At 70.3% G+C, this 19,906-nt stretch carries 18 protein-coding genes and 3 tRNA genes; 8 read left to right on the forward strand and 13 right to left on the reverse strand.

Going from position 1 to position 19,906, the window contains the following annotated elements; translation table 11 throughout:
• The 4 genes from ACLQ24_RS16935 to ACLQ24_RS16950 form a co-directional block, all read right to left on the reverse strand.
• Positions 1-72 (reverse strand) — tRNA-Glu (locus ACLQ24_RS16935).
• A gap of 198 nt (positions 73-270) precedes the next feature.
• A tRNA-Glu gene (locus ACLQ24_RS16940) sits at positions 271-343 on the reverse strand.
• 135 nt (positions 344-478) lie between these two features.
• Positions 479-550 (reverse strand) — tRNA-Gln (locus tag ACLQ24_RS16945).
• 108 nt (positions 551-658) lie between these two features.
• Positions 659-1,462: a fumarylacetoacetate hydrolase family protein gene (locus ACLQ24_RS16950; RefSeq protein WP_425892692.1), complete on the reverse strand. Its 804-nt coding sequence runs from the start codon at positions 1,460-1,462 to the stop codon at positions 659-661.
• A gap of 174 nt (positions 1,463-1,636) precedes the next feature.
• Here ACLQ24_RS16950 and ACLQ24_RS16955 point away from each other — a divergent pair, with 174 nt between their 5' ends.
• Positions 1,637-3,169: a hypothetical protein gene (locus ACLQ24_RS16955; protein ID WP_425892693.1), complete on the forward strand. Its 1,533-nt coding sequence runs from the start codon at positions 1,637-1,639 to the stop codon at positions 3,167-3,169.
• 34 nt (positions 3,170-3,203) lie between these two features.
• Entirely contained in the window at positions 3,204-4,154 is a 951-nt protein-coding gene (locus ACLQ24_RS16960; RefSeq protein WP_425892694.1) for a 3-methyladenine DNA glycosylase, read from the forward strand.
• A gap of 7 nt (positions 4,155-4,161) precedes the next feature.
• Here ACLQ24_RS16960 and ACLQ24_RS16965 read toward each other — a convergent pair whose 3' ends face one another.
• Positions 4,162-4,485, reverse strand: coding sequence for a hypothetical protein (locus ACLQ24_RS16965; protein ID WP_425892695.1), 324 nt, complete (start codon positions 4,483-4,485; stop codon positions 4,162-4,164).
• Between ACLQ24_RS16965 and ACLQ24_RS16970 the strand changes: the two genes are divergently transcribed.
• Entirely contained in the window at positions 4,474-5,151 is a 678-nt protein-coding gene (locus ACLQ24_RS16970; protein ID WP_425892724.1) for an RHS repeat-associated core domain-containing protein, read from the forward strand. The two genes, ACLQ24_RS16965 and ACLQ24_RS16970, sit on opposite strands and share 12 nt — an antisense overlap.
• A 581-nt stretch (positions 5,152-5,732) precedes the next feature.
• The gene (locus ACLQ24_RS16975; RefSeq protein WP_425892696.1) at positions 5,733-6,902 is read left to right on the forward strand and encodes an ISAs1 family transposase; all 1,170 of its coding nucleotides are present in this window, start codon (positions 5,733-5,735) and stop codon (positions 6,900-6,902) included.
• Positions 6,903-7,928: 1,026 nt separating this feature from the next.
• Here the strand turns inward: ACLQ24_RS16975 and arfB are convergent.
• The 6 genes from arfB to ACLQ24_RS17005 all read right to left on the reverse strand — a co-directional run bounded on the left by arfB (position 7,929) and on the right by ACLQ24_RS17005 (position 13,216).
• Positions 7,929-8,354, reverse strand: a complete 426-nt coding sequence (arfB, locus tag ACLQ24_RS16980; protein WP_355232974.1) for an alternative ribosome rescue aminoacyl-tRNA hydrolase ArfB — start codon at positions 8,352-8,354, stop codon at positions 7,929-7,931.
• Between the two features lie 199 nt (positions 8,355-8,553).
• Positions 8,554-9,414, reverse strand: a complete 861-nt coding sequence (locus ACLQ24_RS16985) for a S1C family serine protease (protein WP_425892697.1) — start codon at positions 9,412-9,414, stop codon at positions 8,554-8,556.
• Positions 9,415-9,448: 34 nt separating this feature from the next.
• Entirely contained in the window at positions 9,449-10,408 is a 960-nt protein-coding gene (locus ACLQ24_RS16990; RefSeq protein WP_425892698.1) for a VWA domain-containing protein, read from the reverse strand.
• A complete protein-coding gene (locus tag ACLQ24_RS16995) occupies positions 10,405-11,436 on the reverse strand; it encodes a DUF58 domain-containing protein (protein ID WP_425892699.1) in 1,032 nt (343 codons plus the stop codon). The genes ACLQ24_RS16990 and ACLQ24_RS16995 overlap by 4 nt, the downstream gene beginning before the upstream one ends.
• Entirely contained in the window at positions 11,433-12,482 is a 1,050-nt protein-coding gene (locus ACLQ24_RS17000; RefSeq protein ID WP_425892700.1) for an AAA family ATPase, read from the reverse strand. The genes ACLQ24_RS16995 and ACLQ24_RS17000 overlap by 4 nt, the downstream gene beginning before the upstream one ends.
• A gap of 227 nt (positions 12,483-12,709) precedes the next feature.
• Positions 12,710-13,216, reverse strand: a complete 507-nt coding sequence (locus ACLQ24_RS17005) for a hypothetical protein (RefSeq protein WP_425892701.1) — start codon at positions 13,214-13,216, stop codon at positions 12,710-12,712.
• A 291-nt stretch (positions 13,217-13,507) separates the two neighbouring features.
• Between ACLQ24_RS17005 and ACLQ24_RS17010 the strand changes: the two genes are divergently transcribed.
• Positions 13,508-14,503 carry an endonuclease/exonuclease/phosphatase family protein gene (locus ACLQ24_RS17010; protein ID WP_425892702.1) on the forward strand — a complete coding sequence of 332 codons (996 nt, stop codon included), beginning with the start codon at positions 13,508-13,510 and terminating at the stop codon, positions 14,501-14,503.
• Positions 14,504-14,595: 92 nt separating this feature from the next.
• Here the strand turns inward: ACLQ24_RS17010 and cimA are convergent, their stop codons facing one another.
• Entirely contained in the window at positions 14,596-16,179 is a 1,584-nt protein-coding gene (gene cimA, locus ACLQ24_RS17015) for a citramalate synthase (RefSeq protein ID WP_425892703.1), read from the reverse strand.
• Positions 16,180-16,474: 295 nt separating this feature from the next.
• Here cimA and ACLQ24_RS17020 point away from each other — a divergent pair, with 295 nt between their 5' ends.
• The 3 genes from ACLQ24_RS17020 to ACLQ24_RS17030 all read left to right on the forward strand — a co-directional run bounded on the left by ACLQ24_RS17020 (position 16,475) and on the right by ACLQ24_RS17030 (position 18,471).
• Positions 16,475-17,005 (forward strand): carboxymuconolactone decarboxylase family protein, encoded by a 531-nt coding sequence (locus ACLQ24_RS17020; RefSeq protein WP_425892704.1) that lies wholly within the window; start codon positions 16,475-16,477, stop codon positions 17,003-17,005.
• 204 nt (positions 17,006-17,209) lie between these two features.
• On the forward strand, positions 17,210-17,668 hold the full coding sequence (locus ACLQ24_RS17025; RefSeq protein ID WP_425892705.1) for a PRC-barrel domain containing protein: 459 nt from the start codon (positions 17,210-17,212) through the stop codon (positions 17,666-17,668).
• A gap of 56 nt (positions 17,669-17,724) precedes the next feature.
• On the forward strand, positions 17,725-18,471 hold the full coding sequence (locus tag ACLQ24_RS17030) for a tyrosine-protein phosphatase (RefSeq protein WP_425892706.1): 747 nt from the start codon (positions 17,725-17,727) through the stop codon (positions 18,469-18,471).
• 46 nt (positions 18,472-18,517) lie between these two features.
• On the opposite strand, the gene ACLQ24_RS17035 is transcribed toward ACLQ24_RS17030, so the two are convergent.
• A complete protein-coding gene (locus tag ACLQ24_RS17035; protein WP_425892707.1) occupies positions 18,518-19,870 on the reverse strand; it encodes a branched-chain amino acid aminotransferase in 1,353 nt (450 codons plus the stop codon).
• Positions 19,871-19,906: the final 36 nt, after the last annotated feature.

The raw sequence follows: 19,906 nt of genomic DNA on the forward strand, positions 1-19,906 counted from the left end.
AGCCCCGACCGGATTCGAACCGGCGCTACCGCCTTGAGAGGGCGGCGTCCTGGGCCGCTAGACGACGGGGCCAGAACTTTCCTGTTCACCACCCTCGCGGGCGGTGCGGCTTGTAGTCTAGCGGCACCGCCCGGCGGGTCGAGCGCGGGGTGCGGGCGTCGCCCGCGAGTCCCCGCACGATCGAGGACGGCCGGACGGGTGCCAGCGCCATACCGAACCGGACGAGCAAAACAGCCCGCCTCACCGCAGTGAGGCGGGCTGTGCACGATGTAGCCCCGACCGGATTCGAACCGGCGCTACCGCCTTGAGAGGGCGGCGTCCTGGGCCGCTAGACGACGGGGCCAGAACAACTTTCGCTCCCCCACCCTTGTCGGGCGGAGGAGCTGCACTCCACCGGAGAGCACCCTCCGCCCCCGCAGGGACGGAGTCCACCTCCGTCAGAATCCAGCGTCCGGGATTCTCGCGAATCCCAGCTGCGCTGGGGTACCAGGACTCGAACCTAGACTAACTGAACCAGAATCAGTCGGGCTGCCAATTACCCCATACCCCATTGGCCCCTTGCGGCGCCGGGAGTGAACATTACCCTCCCGGTGCCGACAGGCCAAATCCGATCCCCCCGAACCACCCTTGAGCTGCGGAAACAGGGGCATCAAACCGATCAGGCGACGGGGACCACCGGGTTGTTGAGCTCGCCGATGCCCTCGATCCGCACGGTGACCGTATCCCCCTCGACGAGCGGGCTAACCCCCGCCGGGGTGCCGGTGAGCACCACGTCGCCGGGCAGCAGCGTCATCACGTGCGAGATGTACGACACCAGGCCGGGCACGTCGAAGACCATGTCCTTCGTCCGGCCGAGCTGACGTACCTCCATCTCGTCGGGGTTGCGGCCCACCTCACACCGGATCTCCAGGTCGGAGACGTCCAGGCCGGTGGTGATCCAGGGGCCGATCGGGCAGAACGAGTCGAAGCCCTTGGCGCGGGTCCACTGCCCGTCCGAGCGCTGGAGGTCCCGGGCGGTCACGTCGTTGGCGCAGGTGTAACCGAAGATGGCACGTTCGGCGGCGGCCCGGTCGGCCCGGCGGGCGCCCGGCGCGCCGATCACGACGGCCAACTCCGCCTCGTGCTCGACCTGCTTGGAGAAGATCGGCAGCCGGATGGCGTCACGAGGGCCGATCACCGAGGTGGACGGCTTGAGGAAGAGCAACGGCTCCTTGGGCACCTCGTTGCCGAGTTCGGCGGCGTGATCCGCGTAGTTGCGGCCCACACAGACCACCTTGCTGGGCAGGATCGGCGAGAGCAGCCGTACGTCGGAGAGGGCCCAGCGGGCCCCACTGAAGGTGAGATTGCCGAACGGGTGGCCCTCGATCTCGGCGATGGTCAGGCCCTGCGGCCCGGCCTCCGGCTCGCCCTCGACGGCACCGAACGACATTCCCTTGGCATGAACGAAACGAGCGATACGCACCCGGCAAATCTAGCCCCGCCGACGCGTCCACCGGCCACAACGGCAGGCGGGTGTGCGCAACCCGTCAGAGTCGCGGCACCCTACCGCTGCGCGCGGCGGTAGGGGCGGGATTCCGCGCTTCGTACCCGCACGGAGGCCGGGCAGCCCTAGCGTCGGCTCCGGAGGTTCGTTCGTATGCCTGCATCGACACGACACCACAGAGCCCTCGCAGTGTTCGTACACTGCCTCGGCATCCTCGCCGCCGTGCCGGCCCTGCCCGCGGCGGCCCCGGAGGCGGCGGCCGCGCCACGACCAGCGGCCGCTACGCCACAACCACCAGCACCACTACCAGCACCACGGCCAGCGGCCGGCACGCCGCGCCCAGCCGCGCCGCCGCCCGCGACCGGGCCCACGGCGGTCGGACCGGCGGCGGTCGGACCGGCGGCGGTCGGACCGGCGGTGGTCGGACCGGCGGTGGTCGGACCGGCGGTCGGACCGGCGGTGGCGGTGGCCGCACGGGCGACCAGCGCGGAACCGACCCCGCCCTCGGCGCCACCGGCGGTGGCACCACCCTCGCGGGCGCCCGTGCCGGTGCCCCCGCCTCCGGTCACGGTGGCGGTCGCGCCGGAGAGCAGTCCGGCGCCGCGCTACCGGATCCACGTCCGCAACGTGGGTAACTCGCCGGTCGACACCACGGTGCGTCAGGAGCTGCCGTCCGGGTCGTCGGCGACCGCGATCAGCGGGGGCGGCCGGTCCAGCCGCTCCGGCGGGTCCACGGCGGAGGTGACGTGGCGGTTGCGGTTGCCCGCCCACAGCAGCACCACACTGGGCACTGCCCTGACCGCGACCGCGCCGGGCCAGCCGCTGACCGCGCCGGCCTGCGCGTTCACCAGTGACGGCACCCGGCCGTACGACTGCGCCACCGCCACCTGGCAGGCGGCAGCCGCCGCCCCGGCGGCCGAGGTCACCGAGGCGCCGCCGTGGCGACGGTACCCGGTGCTGCTGACCGGTCTGGGGATTCTGCTGCTGATCGGCGCCGCCGTGGCCTGGGTGTGGCGTCGACGACGCGGACGACGGGTGACCGCCGCCGCCCTCGCCGACGGGGCAGCGGACGGTGGCCGCGGAACGATCTACCCGCGTCCGGCGACGCCGAGCCCGAGCCGACGTCGGCGTACGCCGCCGGTCTGGCTGCTGGTCGGCGCGGCGGTGGTGGTCCTGGCCGGTGTGGTCGGCACGGCCGGCTGGATGGCGACCCGGCAGGTTTCGTCGATCGACACCCAGAAACAGCCGACCAGCGGCGCGTGGAGGGGCACCGGCGTCTCCGGGCCGATGGGCATGCCGCTGCGGGAGTCCGCGTTCGAGTTCACCGTCTACCGGATGACGTGCGGCGCGGCGGGCAGCGCGGCCACCGCCCCGGGGGCGAGCGCGCCGCCGCCGGGTGCGCGGAGCTGTCAGGCCACCGTGGGTGTGCGCAACCTCACCGGAGTCCAGCAGCCCTGGCACGGCCAGTTGCAACGGGCCTACCTGCCCGGCGACCGGTGGGTGAGCACGGACGAGCCGGCCACCCGGGCGGCCAACCTGGGGCGGGATGTCTTCGCCAACCCGGTGGCCGCGGGCGGTCGGGTGGTGCTCCCACTGGTCTTCACCGTCGACGGGCGGGACCCGCCCCGACAGCTGGAGCTGCGCAGCGGAGTGTTCTCCGCCGGCGTCCGGGTGCAGATTCCCTGACCGGCGAGCGGGCGGCGGTCGTACCCTGGGGTCCGTGACCGCCGCCCTCGCCCCCGCCGTGCTCGACGTGGCGACCTGGCAGGCGCGTCGCCAGGCCCACGAGGAGCGGGTGGACGTCTGGCTGACGCCGTACCTGGCCCGGCGCCGTCGTGGTGAGCGGCACCCGGTGGAGGACTTCCTGTTCACCTACTACTCGCACCGGCCGGCGCAGCTCCGCCGCTGGCACCCGGGCGCGGGGGTCGAGCTGCGCGACGCGGAGCCGGCCGAGTTCGGCCGGGACTACCGCGCCACGTCCGCCGGGGTCACCCTCGACACCGAGGGGGTACGCGTCAGACGCGGCGAGTCGATCACGTGGATCCGTTCGCTGCTGGCGGCCACGGCGGGCCGGACGCCGCACTTCGGCTGCTTCGGGATGCACGAGTGGGCGATGGTGTACCGGCAGAACCCCGAGGAGCTACGCCACAACGCCTGGCCGCTGCGGCTGGGCCCGGAGCGGACCGCCGCGGTCGTCGAGGAGCGCGGCGTGCGGTGCAGCCACTTCGACGCGTACCGTTTCTTCACCCCATCCGCCCGGCCGTTGAACCTGCTCAACCCGACCCGCGAGACGCAGCACGTGAACGAGCAGCCGGGCTGCCTGCACGCCAACATGGACCTCTACAAGTGGGCGTACAAGCTGTCGCCGCTGGTGCCGTCGGAGCTGGTCGCGGACTGTTTCGAGCTGGCCCGCGAGATCCGCACGCTGGATATGCGCGCGAGCCCGTACGACCTGGCGGCGCTCGGCCACCCGCCGGTGCGAGTGGAGACGCCGGAGGGTCGGGCCGAGTACGCCACCGCGCAGCGCGGGTTCGCCGACCGCGCGGCCGCGCTTCGCGCCCGCCTACTCGCCGCCCTCGGAGCGCACCACGACCATCTACGCGTACAACGGGAGCGGTCAAAACAAGCCCCACACCCTGACCTCCACCACCACAACCGGCGCGACCTCTAGCACCACGTCATACGCCTACGACAACGCCGGCAACACGATCAGCCGCAACGCCGCCCAGGGCAACCAGACGCTCACCTGGGATGACGCCGGCAAACTCGCCGGAGTCGCCGGCGGCACCAGCGGGAACAACGCCTTCACCTACGACGCCGACGGCAACCTGCTGCTGCAGAAAGAACCCGGCAAGAACATCCTCTATCTGCCCGGACAGCAGCTCACCCTCGACACCGCCACCAACGTCGTCACCGGCAACCGCTACTACGCCCTCCCAGGCGGCGGCGGCTGTATCCGCACCGGCACAGGCACGGCCTACACCTTCGCCATCACCGACCACCAGGGCACCCCCACCCTCTACCTCGACAGCACCGCCCAGAACCCGACCTGGCGGCAGTACTCGCCTTATGGCACGCCTCGGGGCGTCACTGTCGCTGCGCCCGACAACCATGGCTTCCTGGACAAGCCAATGAGCCCAACCGGGCTGACTACAGTCGGTGCCCGCTCCTACGACCCGTTGTTCGGCCGCTTCCTCTCCGTCGACCCGGTCCAAGACGCTGCCCAGCCACAACAGTGGAACGGCTATTCCTACGCCAACAACACACCCGTCACCTCCAGCGACCCCACAGGGCTGATCCCCGACGACTGCAAGTACTTCGACTGCTACGGTTACGACATCAAGAAGGGCTGCCCAGGTGGATGTGGGTCCACCGACAACGTGGCCTACGGCAAGACGCATAAGCTAAGCAGTACCAAGTCGTCGCGACGCAATGGTCCGCCGCGCAAAGATCCCCATCGCCCAATCAGCGCGAACACAAGCGAGTTGGGTCGCCAGCTACTCTGGAACCGCATGCTCTACATGAACCAAAACATGATTGACGGCCAGTCGCACGTTGTGAATCCGATGGATTGGCATGAAGTGTGGGTGCAATGGTTGGCCGGAAACACTTCTGAGACGGTTTCCTTCTATCAAATTTATCCGATGACCATGGCCATCCGTGGGTAGCTGTTCAGCGTGAGTAGATGGGCGGCCGAATCGGTCTGACCTGTGGTTATGCGCTCATACGGTGGGTCGATCTTGACCCTGCAGCCGCTCCTGCCAGCTGTGGCCGTCCGCTCTGTAATGGTTTGACCAGATCGGCGAGAGTCTCGACAAGGCATGATCATGCCGTTGACGTTGGCTGAACACGTACATCCGTGGAAGTAGTCACATGGACGATGTGAGGGGAACGGTTTTGGGCATGCTTCAAGCTGGATACGAAAAACCGGCTTTTCGGAAAGACTACGATTTGCCGACAGGATCCGACGCGAAAGCCCGCATGGGGGCCGATCTCATCGCCGGAGTGCGCGGCCTAGTTACTGGCGACACTTCTGCCAGGGCTATTGCGTAGTCGGTTGAATGGTGTTTGAGCTGGGGTTTTGATATGGGACCGGTCGAGGGTGGGTCCATGTAGGACGGGTACGGCCCGTTGGTGATCATGGTGTTTGCGAAGACCACATGACCCAGAAGAAGGACCGCACCCGCCGATGTCATCATCACCCACCGAGATCTTGCTTCCGCGCCGACCCACCGGCACACTCCCCGCCGTGGTCACTGAAGGTGATCGTCAGGGCTTGTTCGAGGTGTTGTCCACGATCCCTGACCCGCGTGATCCGCGTGGCTGCCGTTACTCGCTGGTGAGCATCCTGGCGGTGGCGGTCTGTGCGGTGCTGGCCGGGGCGTGCACGTTCGCGTCGGTGACCGATTGGGTGCGTAATCAGGACCAGGAGGTCTGGGGTCGGCTCGGGTTCAGCGACCGGGTGCCGGCGGCCACGACGGTGTGGCGGCTGCTGATCCGTATCGACGCCGATGTGCTCTCACGGGTGCTGGCCCGGTGGCTGTTGGCCCGAACAGCGCCGGTCGCCATGGCCGGGCGGCGGTGGCGGCTCGTGATCGCCGTCGACGGCAAGGTCGAACGGGGCGCCCGGCTCACTGACGGGCGACGTGTTCATCTGCTGTCGGCGTACGACACCTGCACTGGTATCGTGCTCGCCCAGGTGCAGATCGACGCGAAGTCCAATGAGATCCCGGCGTTCACCCCGCTGATGCGTCTGGTCGCCGCCCAGTTGGGTTCGTTGCGAGACGTCCTGGTCCTCGCGGACGCGCTGCACGCCCAGACCGGGCACGCGGAACTCCTCGCCGCCGACGGCGGGCACCTGATGGTTACGGTCAAGGGGAACCAGCCGACCCTGCACAACCAGCTCAAATCCCTTCCGTGGGCGCAGATCCCGATCGGTTCCCAGACCCGCGAGACCGGCCACGGCCGCAAGGAAACCCGCACCGTCAAAGCTGTCACCGTGGCCACTCCCGGCGGGATGGCGTTTCCCCACGCTCAGCAGGCCGTCCGAATCACCCGGACCCGAACGATCAAGGGCAAGACCAGCCGCGAAGCGGCGTACCTGACCGTGTCCCTGCCCGCCGAGCAGGCTCAACCCGCCGACCTCGGCACCTGGGCACGGTCTGAATGGCACATCGAAAACCGCCTGCATTACGTCAGAGATGTGACGCTACGTGAAGACGCCCACCAAGCCCGGACGGGCAACGGCCCCGCCGTCTTCGCGACACTCCGTAACACCTCGATCGGCTACCACCGCACGAACGGCGCCACGAACATCGCCGAAGCCACCCGACGCGCCAACCACCGCCCACACGACTTGATCGACGCCGTGACCACCAGCAATCCTGTCGTGACCAGGGGCAACCCCACTACGCAATAGCCCTGACACTTCTGCGAGCAGGAGATCGGCTATTGGATCTTTCGATCTGCGGGGAGAAATTGTCGCCGTGGACCCGGATACCCGGCGGGCCGTCATCACCTATACGGCAAACAACGGGATGGATGCGAAATCGCTGCTCCGCAACCCGACCGCAAGTAAGAGTCCGGGTGGTAAGACGGGGCCCACGACTGGCCCTATGTCTTCAGTAACACAAAACTTCTACTGGAGCGAAGTTGTAACCTATTAGTTGAAGGACGTGATGTTTGGCGTGGCTCAGCTACGAGTCGGTGCCGTACTTGTATCAGTTGCGGTGTTGGCCACAGGCGCCCTCCTGGGTGCCTGTGGTTCACCGGGACCGTCGCCGGTTACGGTCGAAGAGTTGCCGGGACTCTGGTGCTCTGCTCAACGGGATCAATTGAGCGTGCAGTCTTCGGGCGAATTTGAACTAAGCAACATCTCCCGCGTACGTGTTCAGCCAACGTCAACGGCATGATCATGCCTTGTCGAGACTCTCGCCGATCTGGTCAAACCATTACAGAGCGGACGGCCACAGCTGGCAGGAGCGGCTGCAGGGTCAAGATCGACCCACCGTATGAGCGCATAACCACAGGTCAGACCGATTCGGCCGCCCATCTACTCACGCTGAACAGCTACTCTCCCGCGACTACTTCTCCGTCTTGTATGATCCTGGTGAATACACCGAAGATTTCGCGCTGAAAAGAGACTTCGGCGGCAAGCTCCCGACTGCTGGTCGTGGCGTCTGGAAGTTCGATAATTCCTTCAAGCCGCCCCGCCTGGACCTGATGTTCCGAGCCTTGGGGTCCTTCCTGGACCCTGCACCCAGCGAGCTTAAGATCCGGCGGGACGAGCGTGGGGTAACCGGACTGTTCGGATACGAGGGCGATCCCGACACGGGTTATACAGTCAAATTCATTAAGTGTGGGTGAACTCGCATCACTACCCCGTCAGAGATCAAGACAGCGCGTTAATTATCTGCGATCCCTAACTGAACGGCGTTGGGGCTAGCTAGTCGCCGTCGACGCGGCGGTCGCGCTTGCGCTGTGACTGGCGCTTCTTCTCGGCCAACCGGCGCTCCTTCGCCCCCCGGGACGGCCTGGTCGCGCGACGCGGGGGCGGGGGCGGCGCGGCCGCCTCGCGCAACAGCGCGAGCATCCGCTCGCGGGCCGCCTCCCGGTTGGCGAGCTGCGCCCGGTGCTCGCTGGCCGCGATCGTCAGCACACCGTCGACCAGGCGGTTGGCGAGGCGCGCCAACGCCCGCGCCCGCAGCGACTCGGGTACGGCTGGGGAGTTGGCCAGGTCGTAGCTCAGCTCGACCCGGGAGTCGGCGGTGTTCACTCCCTGCCCGCCGGGGCCGGACGAGCGGGAGAAGCGCTCCCGCAGCTCCCCGGCGGGGACGACCCACCGGTCGGTCACCCGCAGTCCGTCGTCCACGCCCCGAGGCTAACCCGCGGCGACCCGCCCCGGGTCACCGGCGCGGAGGCTCACTCGTCGTGGACGAGGTGGGCGTCGGGCCGGCGGTCTCGTCGTCCGAACCCACCGTGGCGTACGCCACGGCAATATTTCCATGGTCCGATGACTTCGCGCCGGATATCCGACACTGGAGGCGGCCCGCCAGGGCCGTTCGCGCAGGTCAGCCGCCCTTGCCGATGATCATGTCGGCGGTCTTCCGCACCTGCTCGATCGGGATGGCGAAGCCGATTCCGATCGAGCCGTTGCCGTCGATGGTGGCGATGGCGGTGTTCACCCCGACCACCTCGCCCCGGGCGTTGACCAGCGGCCCGCCCGAGTTGCCGGGGTTGATCGACGCGTCGGTCTGCACCGCGCGGTGCCGGTTGTTGCCCAACCGCACCTGGCGGTCCAGCGCGCTGACGATACCGGCGGTGACCGTCCCGGACAGACCCAGCGGTGAACCCACCGCCAGCACCGGCTCACCGACCCGGGTGGCGCCCGGCTTGGCCAACGGCAACGGGGCGAGCCCGGCCGACGGTGGCACCTTCAGCACCGCCAGGTCGCTGCGCGCCTCCCGACCGACCACCTCGGCTTCGTAGCGGCGGCCGTCGGGCAGCTCCACCGTCACCGGCCCCCCGCCGCCCTTGGCCAGGATGTGGTCGTTGGTGACCAGGTGCTGCTGGTCGTCGATGGCGAATCCCGAGCCCGTCGCGGACGCGCCGTTCGCGCCGCCGGCGAGCACCGACACCACACCGGGCACGGTCCGCTCGGCGGCGGTGACCAACTCCGCCGGCACCGGTGCGGCGGATGCCGCCGCCGGCCCGGCGCTGCCGTCCCGGCTGGCCACCACGCCGCCGGCCAGCGCGCCCGAGACGGCCGAGACCGCCACGACCGCCAGCGTGGCGAGCAACCGACCGGGCCGCCGCCCGCCGGGGTCACGGCCCGAGCCGGGAGCGTCCCACCACCCTCGCCCGTCCGGGTCGAGGTCCGGCGAGATGAACCAGGGACCGCGCGGTTCGCCCAGTCCGGTCTGCACTGCCATGCGTACTCCTCACGGTCGACGTCGGCGCTGCGGGTCAGGGCAGTCGGGAGAACCAGCGCATCGAGCCGGCGGCGGCACCCATCGCGAACACCAGTCCGAGGCCGATGAACCGCGCCGAGACGTCCTGGCGTTCGGTGCGGTAGCCGACCGAGCTGCCGATGTCGTCGTAGACGGCGCGCAGCTCGTCGATGGTGCTGGCCTCGTGGAACATCCCGCCGGTCTCGTCGGCGACGGCCCTGAGCGTCTGCCCGTCGACCGGCACCTGGATCGGCCGTCCGCCCCGGTCCACGAACCCGGACGGCGTACCGAAGGAGATCGCGTGCACCGGCACCTTCGCCGCGACCGCCTCCGCCGCCGCCTCCATCGGGTCCATCCCCGAGGTGTTGGCCCCGTCGGAGAGCAGGATGATCCGGGCCGGCGGTGGCTCCTTCGCGGCCTCGCTGTCCAGGCTCTTGACCGCACCGAGCGAGGTGTTGATGGCCTCGCCGATCGCGGTGCCCTGCACACCGGTCACTCCCTCGGCCAGGCGACCGATGCCCTCGTCCAGGGCGTCCCGGTCGGTGCCGGGCGGCACCAGGACGGCGGCGCTGCCGGCGAACGCGACGAGCCCCACGTTGAACTCGTCGGGCAGGCCGTCGACGAAGCGTCGGGCCGCCTGTTTGGCCGCCGCCAGACGGTCCGGCTCCACATCGGTGGCGAGCATCGAGGTGGACACGTCGACGGCCACCATCACGGTGGCGCGCTCGCGGGGAACCCGGACCTCGGCGGTGGGCCGGGCGAAGCCGACCACCAGCAACGCCAGCATGGCCAGGAACAGCCCGGCGGGTACGTGCCGTCGCCAGGCCGGCCGTTCGGGCGCCACCCGGTCCAGCAGTCGCAGGTTGGTGAAGCGGACCGCGTACCGTGCCCGTCCCCGCTGCATCACCAGGTACGCGACGACCAGCGCGAGCACGGCGACCAGCAGCCACAACCGCAGTGGGGACTCCCAGCTCACGCGGCACCTCCCCGAGCGGCCCCGGCCGGCGCGGCGGCCATCCGCCGCTGGGCGTGCACGTGACGGACGATGTCCGCGCTGACATCGCGGTCGGTACGCAGCGCCAGGTGTGCCGCCGCGCTCCGGCGCAACGACTGCCGGACCTGGTCACGCTGGGCGGCGGCAGCCGCGGCGTAGCGCTCCCGCAGTCGGCGGTCCGATGTGCACACCTCGCGGCGACGGCCGGTCTCCGGGTCGACGAGCGTGATCAGGCCGACGTCGGGTAGTTCCAGCTCACGTGGGTCGGTCACCTCGATCGCCAGCACCTGGTGACGCGCGGACAGCCGGCGCAGCGTCCGCTCCCAGGGTGGCGGCTCGTCGGGGTCGTCCGGCAGGTCGTCGAGGAAGTCGGAGACCACCACGACCAGGCCGCGCTGGTGGGCCACCCGGTGCAGGGCGTCGAGCCCGTCCGCCAGCTCCGGCGCCGGTGGCGGCGCCGTCGACCGCCGCCCCGGCCGATCGGTGGGCGCGGTGGCGCGCGGGGCCGCCAGCAACGCCCGCAGCAGACCGAGCAGATGGGTACGCCCGCTGCGGGCCGGAAAGCGTCGCACCCCGTCGGCGCGTAGCACCTGGGCGCCCAACCGGTTGCCGACGCCGGCGGTCAGGAAGCCGACCGCCGCCACCGCGGCCACCGCCAGCTCCCGCTTGTCCAGCTCCGCGGTGCCGAACTCCATGCTGGCGCTGGAATCCACGAGCAGCCAGGTCGTCAGTTCTCGGTCGGCGTCGACCTGGCGGACGTGCGGCACGGCGGTCCTGGCCGTCACCGCCCAGTCCATCCGGCGGACCTCGTCCTCCCCCGGCCGGTACTCCCGGCTGCCGGCGGGTTCGCTGCCCGGCCCAGGCAGCAGGCCGCGGTACTGGCCGTGCAGCAGACCGTCGAGTCGCCGGGTGACGGTCAGTTCGAGTCGGCGCAGCCGCTGATCGGGAGTCAGCTCGGCCACGCCGGGGTCGGGCGACGTGCCCACCGTCGTACGGTCGGCGCGTCTCATGCCGCCGCCAGGTCGGGCGCCTGCTGCGGGTGCCCGGCGGCCAACCGGGGCGGGGGCACCGCCTCCACGAGCCGCCGGACGATGCTCTCCGCCGAAACCCCGTCGGCCATCGCGTCGAAGGACAGCACCAGCCGGTGGGACAGGACGTCCACCGCCAACTCCCGGACGTCCTCGGGCAGCACGTACTCCCGTCCGCGCAGCAGCGCCTGCGCCCGGGCGGCGGCGACCAGGCCCAGCGTGGCCCGAGGGCTGGCGCCGTACGCGAGCAGCGGCGCGATCTCCGCCAGGCCGAACCGGCCCGGGTCGCGGGTGGCGAGGATCAGCCGGACCACGTACTCGGCCAGGGCGTGGTGGACGAAGACCCGCTCGGCGAGGGCCTGCAGGTGTTGCATCCGTTGCGGGTCGAGCACCTGCCGCGCGCTGGGCCGGTCGCTGCTCATGCGGTAGAGGATCGCCAGCTCGTCGGCGTCGCTGGGGTAGTCGACGACAACCTTCATGAGGAACCGGTCACGCTGCGCCTCGGGAAGCTGGTAGACCCCCTCGGACTCGATCGGGTTCTGGGTGGCCAGTACCAGGAACGGCACCGGTACCGGCCAGCTGCGCCCACCGATGGAGACCTGCCGTTCGGCCATCGCCTCCAGCAGCGCGGACTGGACCTTGGCCGGCGCCCGGTTGATCTCGTCGGCCAGCACCAGGTTGGCCATGATCGGACCCAGCTCGATGTCGAAGGTCTCCTTCGAGGCGCGGTAGATCCGGGTGCCGACGATGTCGGAGGGGACCAGGTCCGGGGTGAACTGGATCCGGGAGAAGGTGCCGCCAACCACTGTGGCGAGGGTCTGCGCCGCCAGGGTCTTGGCCACACCGGGCACGCCCTCCAGGAGGCAGTGCCCGTTGGCGATGAGTGCGGTGAGCAGGCGTTCGACGAGCCGATCCTGCCCGACGATCACGCGTCTGACCTCGAAGAGGGTCTGTTCCAGCTCCGCGCCCGTCGGCTCGGGATCGACCGAGGTGGGCAGGCTGGCCAGGGTGTCCGAGATGTCCGTCACGGTGCTTGCTTCCCGGGCCGGGGCCCCGGCAAACGTCGGATTGTGAGTGCTGGACAGGTCCGTTGTATCCAGAATGAGCAGCAGCCGCCCGGACGGGGCACAACCGGGAGGACCCGGTCGCAAGGGCATGACCACCCCGATACGGCAGGTGCGGGCCGGCGGCGACGAGGAGCGCCGGACACGCCGCAGCCCCCGCAGTCACCTGCGGGGGCCGGACGTCGAATCGGTCAGGAAAGGTGGACGACCAGGTGGAAGCCCAGGTCGGCCGGGGTGCCCGCCGAGTTACGGGTCTGCACGAAGACCGCGTTCGGCGTGCTGAGCCGGGGCGCGACAGAGATTTCGCCCGACGGCGGAATGCAGCAGGCGTCGGCACGACCGATGGTGGCCACGTAGACACCTGTCGTGACGGTCTGGGCGAACTGGACCTCGTACTGCCCGGTGCCGTACTTGATGACGGTGCCGGTGCCGCGCGCCTTGGTGCCGTTGGCGTTGACGACGACGATGGTGGTGGAGGCGACGAGCGTGGTCGCGTTGGCGTTCAGCGCGGCCTTCGCCTTGCGGGCCGACTCGGCCGTCACCGGTGGCTGGGTGTTCGTGGCGCGGGACGCCGGCTGGACGGCCGCCTGCGGCGCTTTCGCCGACGGCTGGGCGACGGCGATGCCCCCACCCGCCAGGGTGAGTGCCGCGACCGCGAACCCGATCGCCGCCGCCTTACGTCGGAAGGATGTACTCATGACAGGTCCCCCTTGTGTGACCGTGCGAATTCGGCCGACCCGCAGGGCGGGACGGATAACTGCCAAAATGGATAAGGCGGTTGATTCATCGGTGATCTGCACCCGATCTGAGCTGCTGTTACTACTCAGAGTTGCGTCGTTTCAACCAGATGAAACGTAGCACCGAAAAAAGCCGGAGGTCAATAGTTGATCTCGCATTATCGGCCTGTCATCGAACCGTCAGATAATTGTGAAAGATGAACGAGGCAGCCATTCACAATTGCTCGAAGCGGTGGCGCTAGGCTGAGCGGCATGATCGTCACCGACGGCCCATCCGCGCCAACCCGCCCTCGGACGCCGATCCGCACTCTGCTCTGCTGGGTGGCCGTCGGGCCCCCGGCCGCCTGGGCCGCCGTACGCCTCTCCGGGGTGGACCGGGGGCCGCTGGTGCAGGCGCTCGCCTTCACCCCGTACGTCGCCGGGTGGAGCGTGCTGGCCCTCGGGCTCAGCGTCGCGCTGCGGCGCTGGTGGCCGGCGGCGGTCGCGGCCCTGGCCGCGGTGGCACTGCTCGGCGTGGTCGCGCCCCGGGCGCTGGCCGCGTCGCAGCCGACGGTGACCGGCCCGACGATCCGGCTGCTCACCGCGAACCTGCTCGCCGGCTCCGCCGACGCGTCGACGCTCGTCGAGTTGGTCCGGCGGCACCGGGTCGACGTGCTCACCGTGCAGGAGTTCACGCCCGACGCGCAGGCCGCGTTGGACCGGCTCGGCCTCGACCGATTGCTGCCGTACCGGCAGCTCAACGCGCAGGACGGCACGCCCGGCTCCGGGCTCTACTCGCGTTGGCCGATCAGCGACGTCGGCATCCGGAACAATCTCGGCGGCTGGGGATTCACGCAGGCGTACGGCACCCTGGCTGTGCCCGGCGGACCACCGGTCCGCGTCGAGTCGGCCCATCCCTCGGCGCCGTACGCGCTGGACCAGATCGACGCGTGGCGTACCGACCTGGCCGCCCAACCACCGGCGACGCCGAACGGCGGCCTGCGGATCCTCGCCGGCGACTTCAACTCCACCCTGGACCACGGGCCGCTGCGGGCGCTGCTGCGCACCGGTTACGTCGACGCCGCCGACGCCACCGGGGAGGGGCTGACCGGCACGTGGGGCCCGTACGACGGCGACCTCATCCCGCCGGTCACGATCGACCACGTGCTGGTCGACCGCCGTATAGCGGTCAAGGAGGTGACGGTTTTGTCCCTCCCGAAGACCGACCACCGCCCCGTCCTGACCACCGTCCGCCTACCCACCCCCTAGCCCCGCCGATCTTGCACTTTCTGTCACCGCATCAGCGGCAAAAGCCACATGCCGTCGGCACAAAGTGCAAGATCGCGGGAACGAAGGCGGGGTCAGACCGAGGCGGGGGCCAGGCCGTAGGTCAGGGCGTCGACCAGGGCGTGCCAGCTCGCCTCGACCACGTTGGGGTGCACACCCACCGTGGTCCAGTCCTGGCCGGTCCCGTTGGCGGTCTTTAACAGCACCCGCGTCACCGCGCCAGTGCCGTGGGTGCCCTCCAGGATGCGTACCTTGTAGTCGGCCAGCTCGAACTCGCGCAGCTGCGGATAGTGCCGGGCCAGCCCCACCCGCAGCGCCTCGTCCAGCGCGTTGACGGGGCCGTTGCCCTCGGCCGTGGCGATGATCCGCTCACCGCGTACCCGGATCTTCACGGTCGCCTCGGAGACCACGGCGCCGTCCTCGCGGTGCTCGACCAGCACCCGGTACGACTCCAGCGTGAACGGCCGGGCCGGGCCGCCCTCGGGGAGTTCGGAGCGGACGAGCAGTTCGAACGAGGCGTCGGCGGCCTCGAAGGACCAGCCACCGGCCTCCAACTCCTTTACCCGCTTGGTCACCCGGGTCAGCGCCTCCGGACGGTCGGCCAGGTCCAGGCCGAGCTCGCGGCTCTTGAGCTCGACGCTGGCCCGGCCGGCCATCTCGGTCACCAGGATCCGCATGTCGTTGCCCACCACCGACGGGTCCACGTGGTTGTAGAGCAACGGGTCGACCTTGATCGCGCTCGCGTGCAGCCCGGCCTTGTGGGCGAAGGCGGCGGCCCCGGCGTACGCCTGGTGGGTGTCGGGGGCGATGTTGGCGATCTCGGCGATGGCGTGCGAGACCCGCACCATCTGTTCCAGGCAGCCCTCCGGTAGGACGGGCATGCCAAGCTTGAGTTGGAGGTTGGCGACGACGGCGAAGATGTCGGCGTTGCCGGGACGTTCGCCGTACCCGTTGGCGGTGCCCTGCACGTGGCGGACGCCGGCCTCGACGGCGGCGATCGTGTTGGCCACGGCGCACGCGGTGTCGTTCTGCGCGTGCATGCCGAACAGCGCGGGGTCGACGCCGAGTCGGTCGGTCAGGTCGTGGATCGCGGCGGTCACCTGGGACGGCAGCATGCCGCCGTTGGTGTCGCAGAGGACCATCCGTTCGGCGCCCGCGGCGAGCGCGGTCTGCACCACGGCGGCGCCGTACGCCGGGTCGTGCCGGTAGCCGTCGAAGAAGTGCTCGCCGTCGACGAAGACCCGGCGTCCTTCGGCGATCAGGTGGCTGACGGTGTCGTGGATCATCGCCAGGTTCTCCGCGCCGGTGGTGCGCAGGGCGCGCTCGACGTGGCGGATGTCGGCCTTGGCGACCAGCGCGACGGCCGGGGTCTGCGCGTCCAGCAGGCCGCGCACCTGGGGATCGTCGGCGACCGCGACACCGGCCTTGCGGGTGGCGCCGAACGCCACGAGCACGGCGTGGTGCAGGGTCAACTCGGTACGGGCGCGACGGAAGAACTCGGTGTCCTTGGGCACCGCGCCCGGCCAGCCGCCCTCGATGAAGCCGACGCCGAACTCGTCGAGCAGCCGGGCCACCGCCAGCTTGTCGACCACCGAGTAGGTGAGCCCCTCGCGCTGGGCGCCATCGCGCAGTGTCGTGTCGAAGACCTGGAACGTCATCAGGATCCTTTCTCGGAGCAACAAAAAGACCTCCCGCAGGGTGCGGGAGGTCTGCGCGCTCGGCAGAGGGGAAAGCCGGCGCGCTAGGTCGCAATAATCAGGGCGGTGCTGGTCACGATGGCCACTCTGCCACTCGCCCCCCGTTCTTGGGAGAAACTATCCACATCGCGGGACGGCACGTCCGGCGTCGCGACGACTGGCCCGCCGGAAGACGACGCCCCGCCCACAAGGAGGCCCCGTGCTCACCGTGTCGCTCGACGCCGACGCCCCGCCCGCCGAGGCCGAGGGCTGACCCGTGGGACTGGACACCATCCGGGCGGCCCTGCCCGCGTACGCCACGGACATCGCCCGCAACCTCGACGCCACGATCGGCGCCTCCACGCTGACCCCTGCGCAGACGTGGGGCACGGCCCTGGCCTGCGCGGTGGCCGCCCGCAATCCGCTGGTACTGCGCGAGATCGCCGCCGAGGCGCTCGACCACCTCGGGCCGGACGGCGTCGAGGCGGCCAAGGGCGCGGCGGCCGTCATGGCGATGACCAACATCTACTACCGGGCCACCCACCTCGTCGGCGACCCCGAGTACGCCTCGATGCCGGCCCGGCTCCGCATGCAGATCATCGCCCGTCCGGGCGTGGACAAGAGCGACTTCAAGCTGTGGTGCCTCGGCGTCTCGGCGATCAGCGGCTGCGAGGTCTGCCTCCAGACGCAGGAGAAGGCGCTCCGCCACCGTGGCGTCACCCGCGAACAGGTGCACGAGGCGCTGCGGATCTCCGCCGTCGTGCACGCGGCGGCGGTCACGCTGGACGCCGAGGCGGCGCTGGCCTGATGCCCGGGTCCGCCACCACGGCGGCGTGGCGCGATCGACGCACCCCCGACGGGCCGCGCCACCGACGATCGGCCCACCCGGACGGGCCGCCGACACCCCGGCACGCCGGCCGGTCGCCGTTTCCGGGACCCCGCCGCCGGGTAGCTCCTGCGGGGACCCAGGCACCGAGGCCGAGACGATCGGCGACAGTCAGGAGTGAACGGCATGGACAGGATCGACCCGCACGCCGCCCACGCCGGGCCGGACCCAATGCGCGGCGGCGACCAGGGCACCGTTCCCGGTGGGGCGCCGGCCGGCGCCTTCGACCCCTGGCGCTACCGCGACACCGCCGCCGTGGCCGACGCCGATCTGGTCGGCTACAAGGTCGAGGCCACCGACGGCGGAGTCGGCAAGATCGACAGCGCCAGCCACGAGGTCGGCGGCAGCTACCTGGTGGTGGACACCGGGCCGTGGATCTTCGGCAAGAAGGTGACGCTGCCCGCCGGCACGGTCAACCAGGTCGACCACGACCAGCGCACCGTCTCCGTCGACCGAAACCGCGACCAGATCAAGGCCGCCCCGGAGTACGACGAGACCAGCCACAGCGACCCGGCGTACCGGGACCAGCTGGGCGGCCACTTCGACGAGACGTACGGCGCGCTCCCCCCGGGCACCGCCCGCTGACCGATTGGGCTCCACGGCCGGTGGGGTACGAGCCCACCGGCCGTTACCGTGTGCACGTGGACGCCATCGACGACGCACGACACCGCACCCTGCCGGCGACTTTCAACTTCCGCGACGTGGGCGGCTACCTCGGCCACGACGGCCGCACCGTACGCCGTGGTCGCCTCTACCGCTCCGACTCCCTGCACCGGCTCGACGAGCAGGACCGCGACGCGTTCGCCGCGATCGGCATACGCACCGTCATCGACCTGCGCCGTCCCACCGAGGTGGAGCGCGACGGCCGGGTGCCGGCGTACCAGGGACTGACCTACCGGCACATCCACCCGGAGCACGAGGACTGGTCGGCCACGCCGCACGAGGAGGGCACCGACCTGGCCCGCTACCTCGCCGACCGGTACGCCGACCTGGCCCAGACCGGCACCGTCGGCCTGGGCGAGGCCATCGGGCTGATCGCCGACTCGGCGAACGCCCCGGTGGTGGTGCACTGCGTAGCCGGCAAGGACCGCACCGGCATCGTCTGCGCCCTGACCCTCGCCGTCCTGGGCGTCGACGACGCCGACATCACCGCCGACTACGCGCTGAGCACCGAGGCGTCGGCGCGGTTCGGCGCCTGGCTGGCCGCCAGCATGCCGGACGCCGCAGAGGTGCCGGCGCCGTTCCTGGCATCGCCCGCCGAGGCCATGCAGATGTTCCTGGACGAGCTGCGCGAGGGGCACGGCTCGATCGAGGCGTACCTGCGCCATGCCGGAGTGACCGACGAGCAGCTGGCGGCCCTGCGCGACCACCTGCTGGACGAGGGCTAGCGCGCGGCTGACCGGCCCGTCGGACGGGCCGGTCAGCCGACGGACGTCACAGGACCTGACGCACCCAACCGTGCGGGTCGGCGGCCTTGCCGCGTTGGATGTCCACCAGTTGCTGGCGCAGCGACATGGTGACCCGGCCGGGCTCGCCGCCGCCGATCAGGAACTCACCGTCGGGGAAGCGCACCCCGCCGATCGGAGTGATCACCGCGGCGGTGCCGCAGGCGAAGACCTCGCGGAGCCGGCCGCTGGCCGCGTCGGCCTGCCAGTCGGCGAACGAGACTGGCCGCTCCTCGACCCGGTGCCCGGCCTTGTCGGCAAGCGTCATGACCGCGTCCCGGGTGATGCCGGGCAGGATCGTGCCGCTCAGCGGCGGGGTGACCACCGTGTCGTCGTCGTAGACGAAGAAGACGTTCATGCCGCCCAGCTCGTCGACGAAGCGGCGCTCCACGGCGTCGAGGAAGACGACCTGGTCACAGCCCGCCTCGATGGCCTCCGCCTGAGCCGCCAGCGAGGCGGCGTAGTTGCCGCCGCACTTGGCCGCGCCGGTGCCGCCGGGAGCGGCCCGGGTGTAGTCCGGCGAGACCCAGACCGTGACCGGCTTGACGCCGCCGCTGAAGTACGACCCGGCCGGCGAGGCGATCACCATGTAGAGGTATTCGTTGGCCGGGCGGACGCCGAGGAACACCTCGCTGGCGATCATGAACGGCCGCAGGTAGAGGCTGCCGTCCTCGTCGGTGGGGATCCACTCCCGGTCGATCTCGATAAGCTTGTGCAGCGAGTCGACGAACACCTCGGGCGGCAGCACCGGCATCGCCATCCGCTGCGCCGAATCGACGAACCGCGCGGCGTTGGCGTCCGGCCGGAACATCGTCACGCCACCGTCGGACGTCCGGTACGCCTTCAACCCCTCGAAGATCTCCTGCGCGTAGTGCAGCACCGCGCTGGCGGGATCCATCGGGATCGGCCTCCGCGCCTCCACCCGGGCGTCGTACCAGCCCTTGCCCTCCGCGTAGCGAATGGTGACCATGTGGTCGGTGAAGAGGCGGCCGAATCCCGGGTTGGCCAGCAGGGCAGCCCGGTCGGCGGCGGATACCGGCGTGGGATTCGGACGGATCTCGAAGTCGAGCTTGTCACCACCGCTCATCGCGCTGACCTCCCTGCGGGACAACGGCATGCGGGATCGCACACCGAATTGGCTGTGCCAGAAACTTACCCCGAACGGGCTCTCGCCGTATCCGACGAACTCCTCACCCTTGGTGCGGTCGTACGCCTCGAACGCCTTCGGGCCGAGCCACGCCTTACCCGGGTTGTGCCACCAAGGCGCGGCCGTGGCGGATCGTGCCGCCCGCTCGTCGTCGTCGAGCTGGGCGCGCAGCCAGGTCACCAGGTCGTCAATCACGCCTCTCATCCTTCCTGGTTGGCGCTGTGGTGGTCC

This window comes from Micromonospora sp. DT4 (genome assembly GCF_049841675.1).
Lineage (GTDB): Bacteria > Actinomycetota > Actinomycetes > Mycobacteriales > Micromonosporaceae > Micromonospora.

Bases quoted from the DNA above. Each gene is read 5' to 3' on its own strand.
- ACLQ24_RS17005 (WP_425892701.1), bottom strand. From the start codon at position 13,216: ATGAGTACATCCTTCCGACGTAAGGCGGCGGCGATCGGGTTCGCGGTC.
- ACLQ24_RS16985 (WP_425892697.1), bottom strand. From the start codon at position 9,414: ATGGCAGTGCAGACCGGACTGGGCGAACCGCGCGGTCCCTGGTTCATC.
- ACLQ24_RS16955 (WP_425892693.1), top strand. From the start codon at position 1,637: ATGCCTGCATCGACACGACACCACAGAGCCCTCGCAGTGTTCGTACAC.
- ACLQ24_RS17010 (WP_425892702.1), top strand. From the start codon at position 13,508: ATGATCGTCACCGACGGCCCATCCGCGCCAACCCGCCCTCGGACGCCG.
- cimA (WP_425892703.1), bottom strand. From the start codon at position 16,179: ATGACGTTCCAGGTCTTCGACACGACACTGCGCGATGGCGCCCAGCGC.
- ACLQ24_RS16995 (WP_425892699.1), bottom strand. From the start codon at position 11,436: ATGAGACGCGCCGACCGTACGACGGTGGGCACGTCGCCCGACCCCGGC.
- ACLQ24_RS17025 (WP_425892705.1), top strand. From the start codon at position 17,210: ATGGACAGGATCGACCCGCACGCCGCCCACGCCGGGCCGGACCCAATG.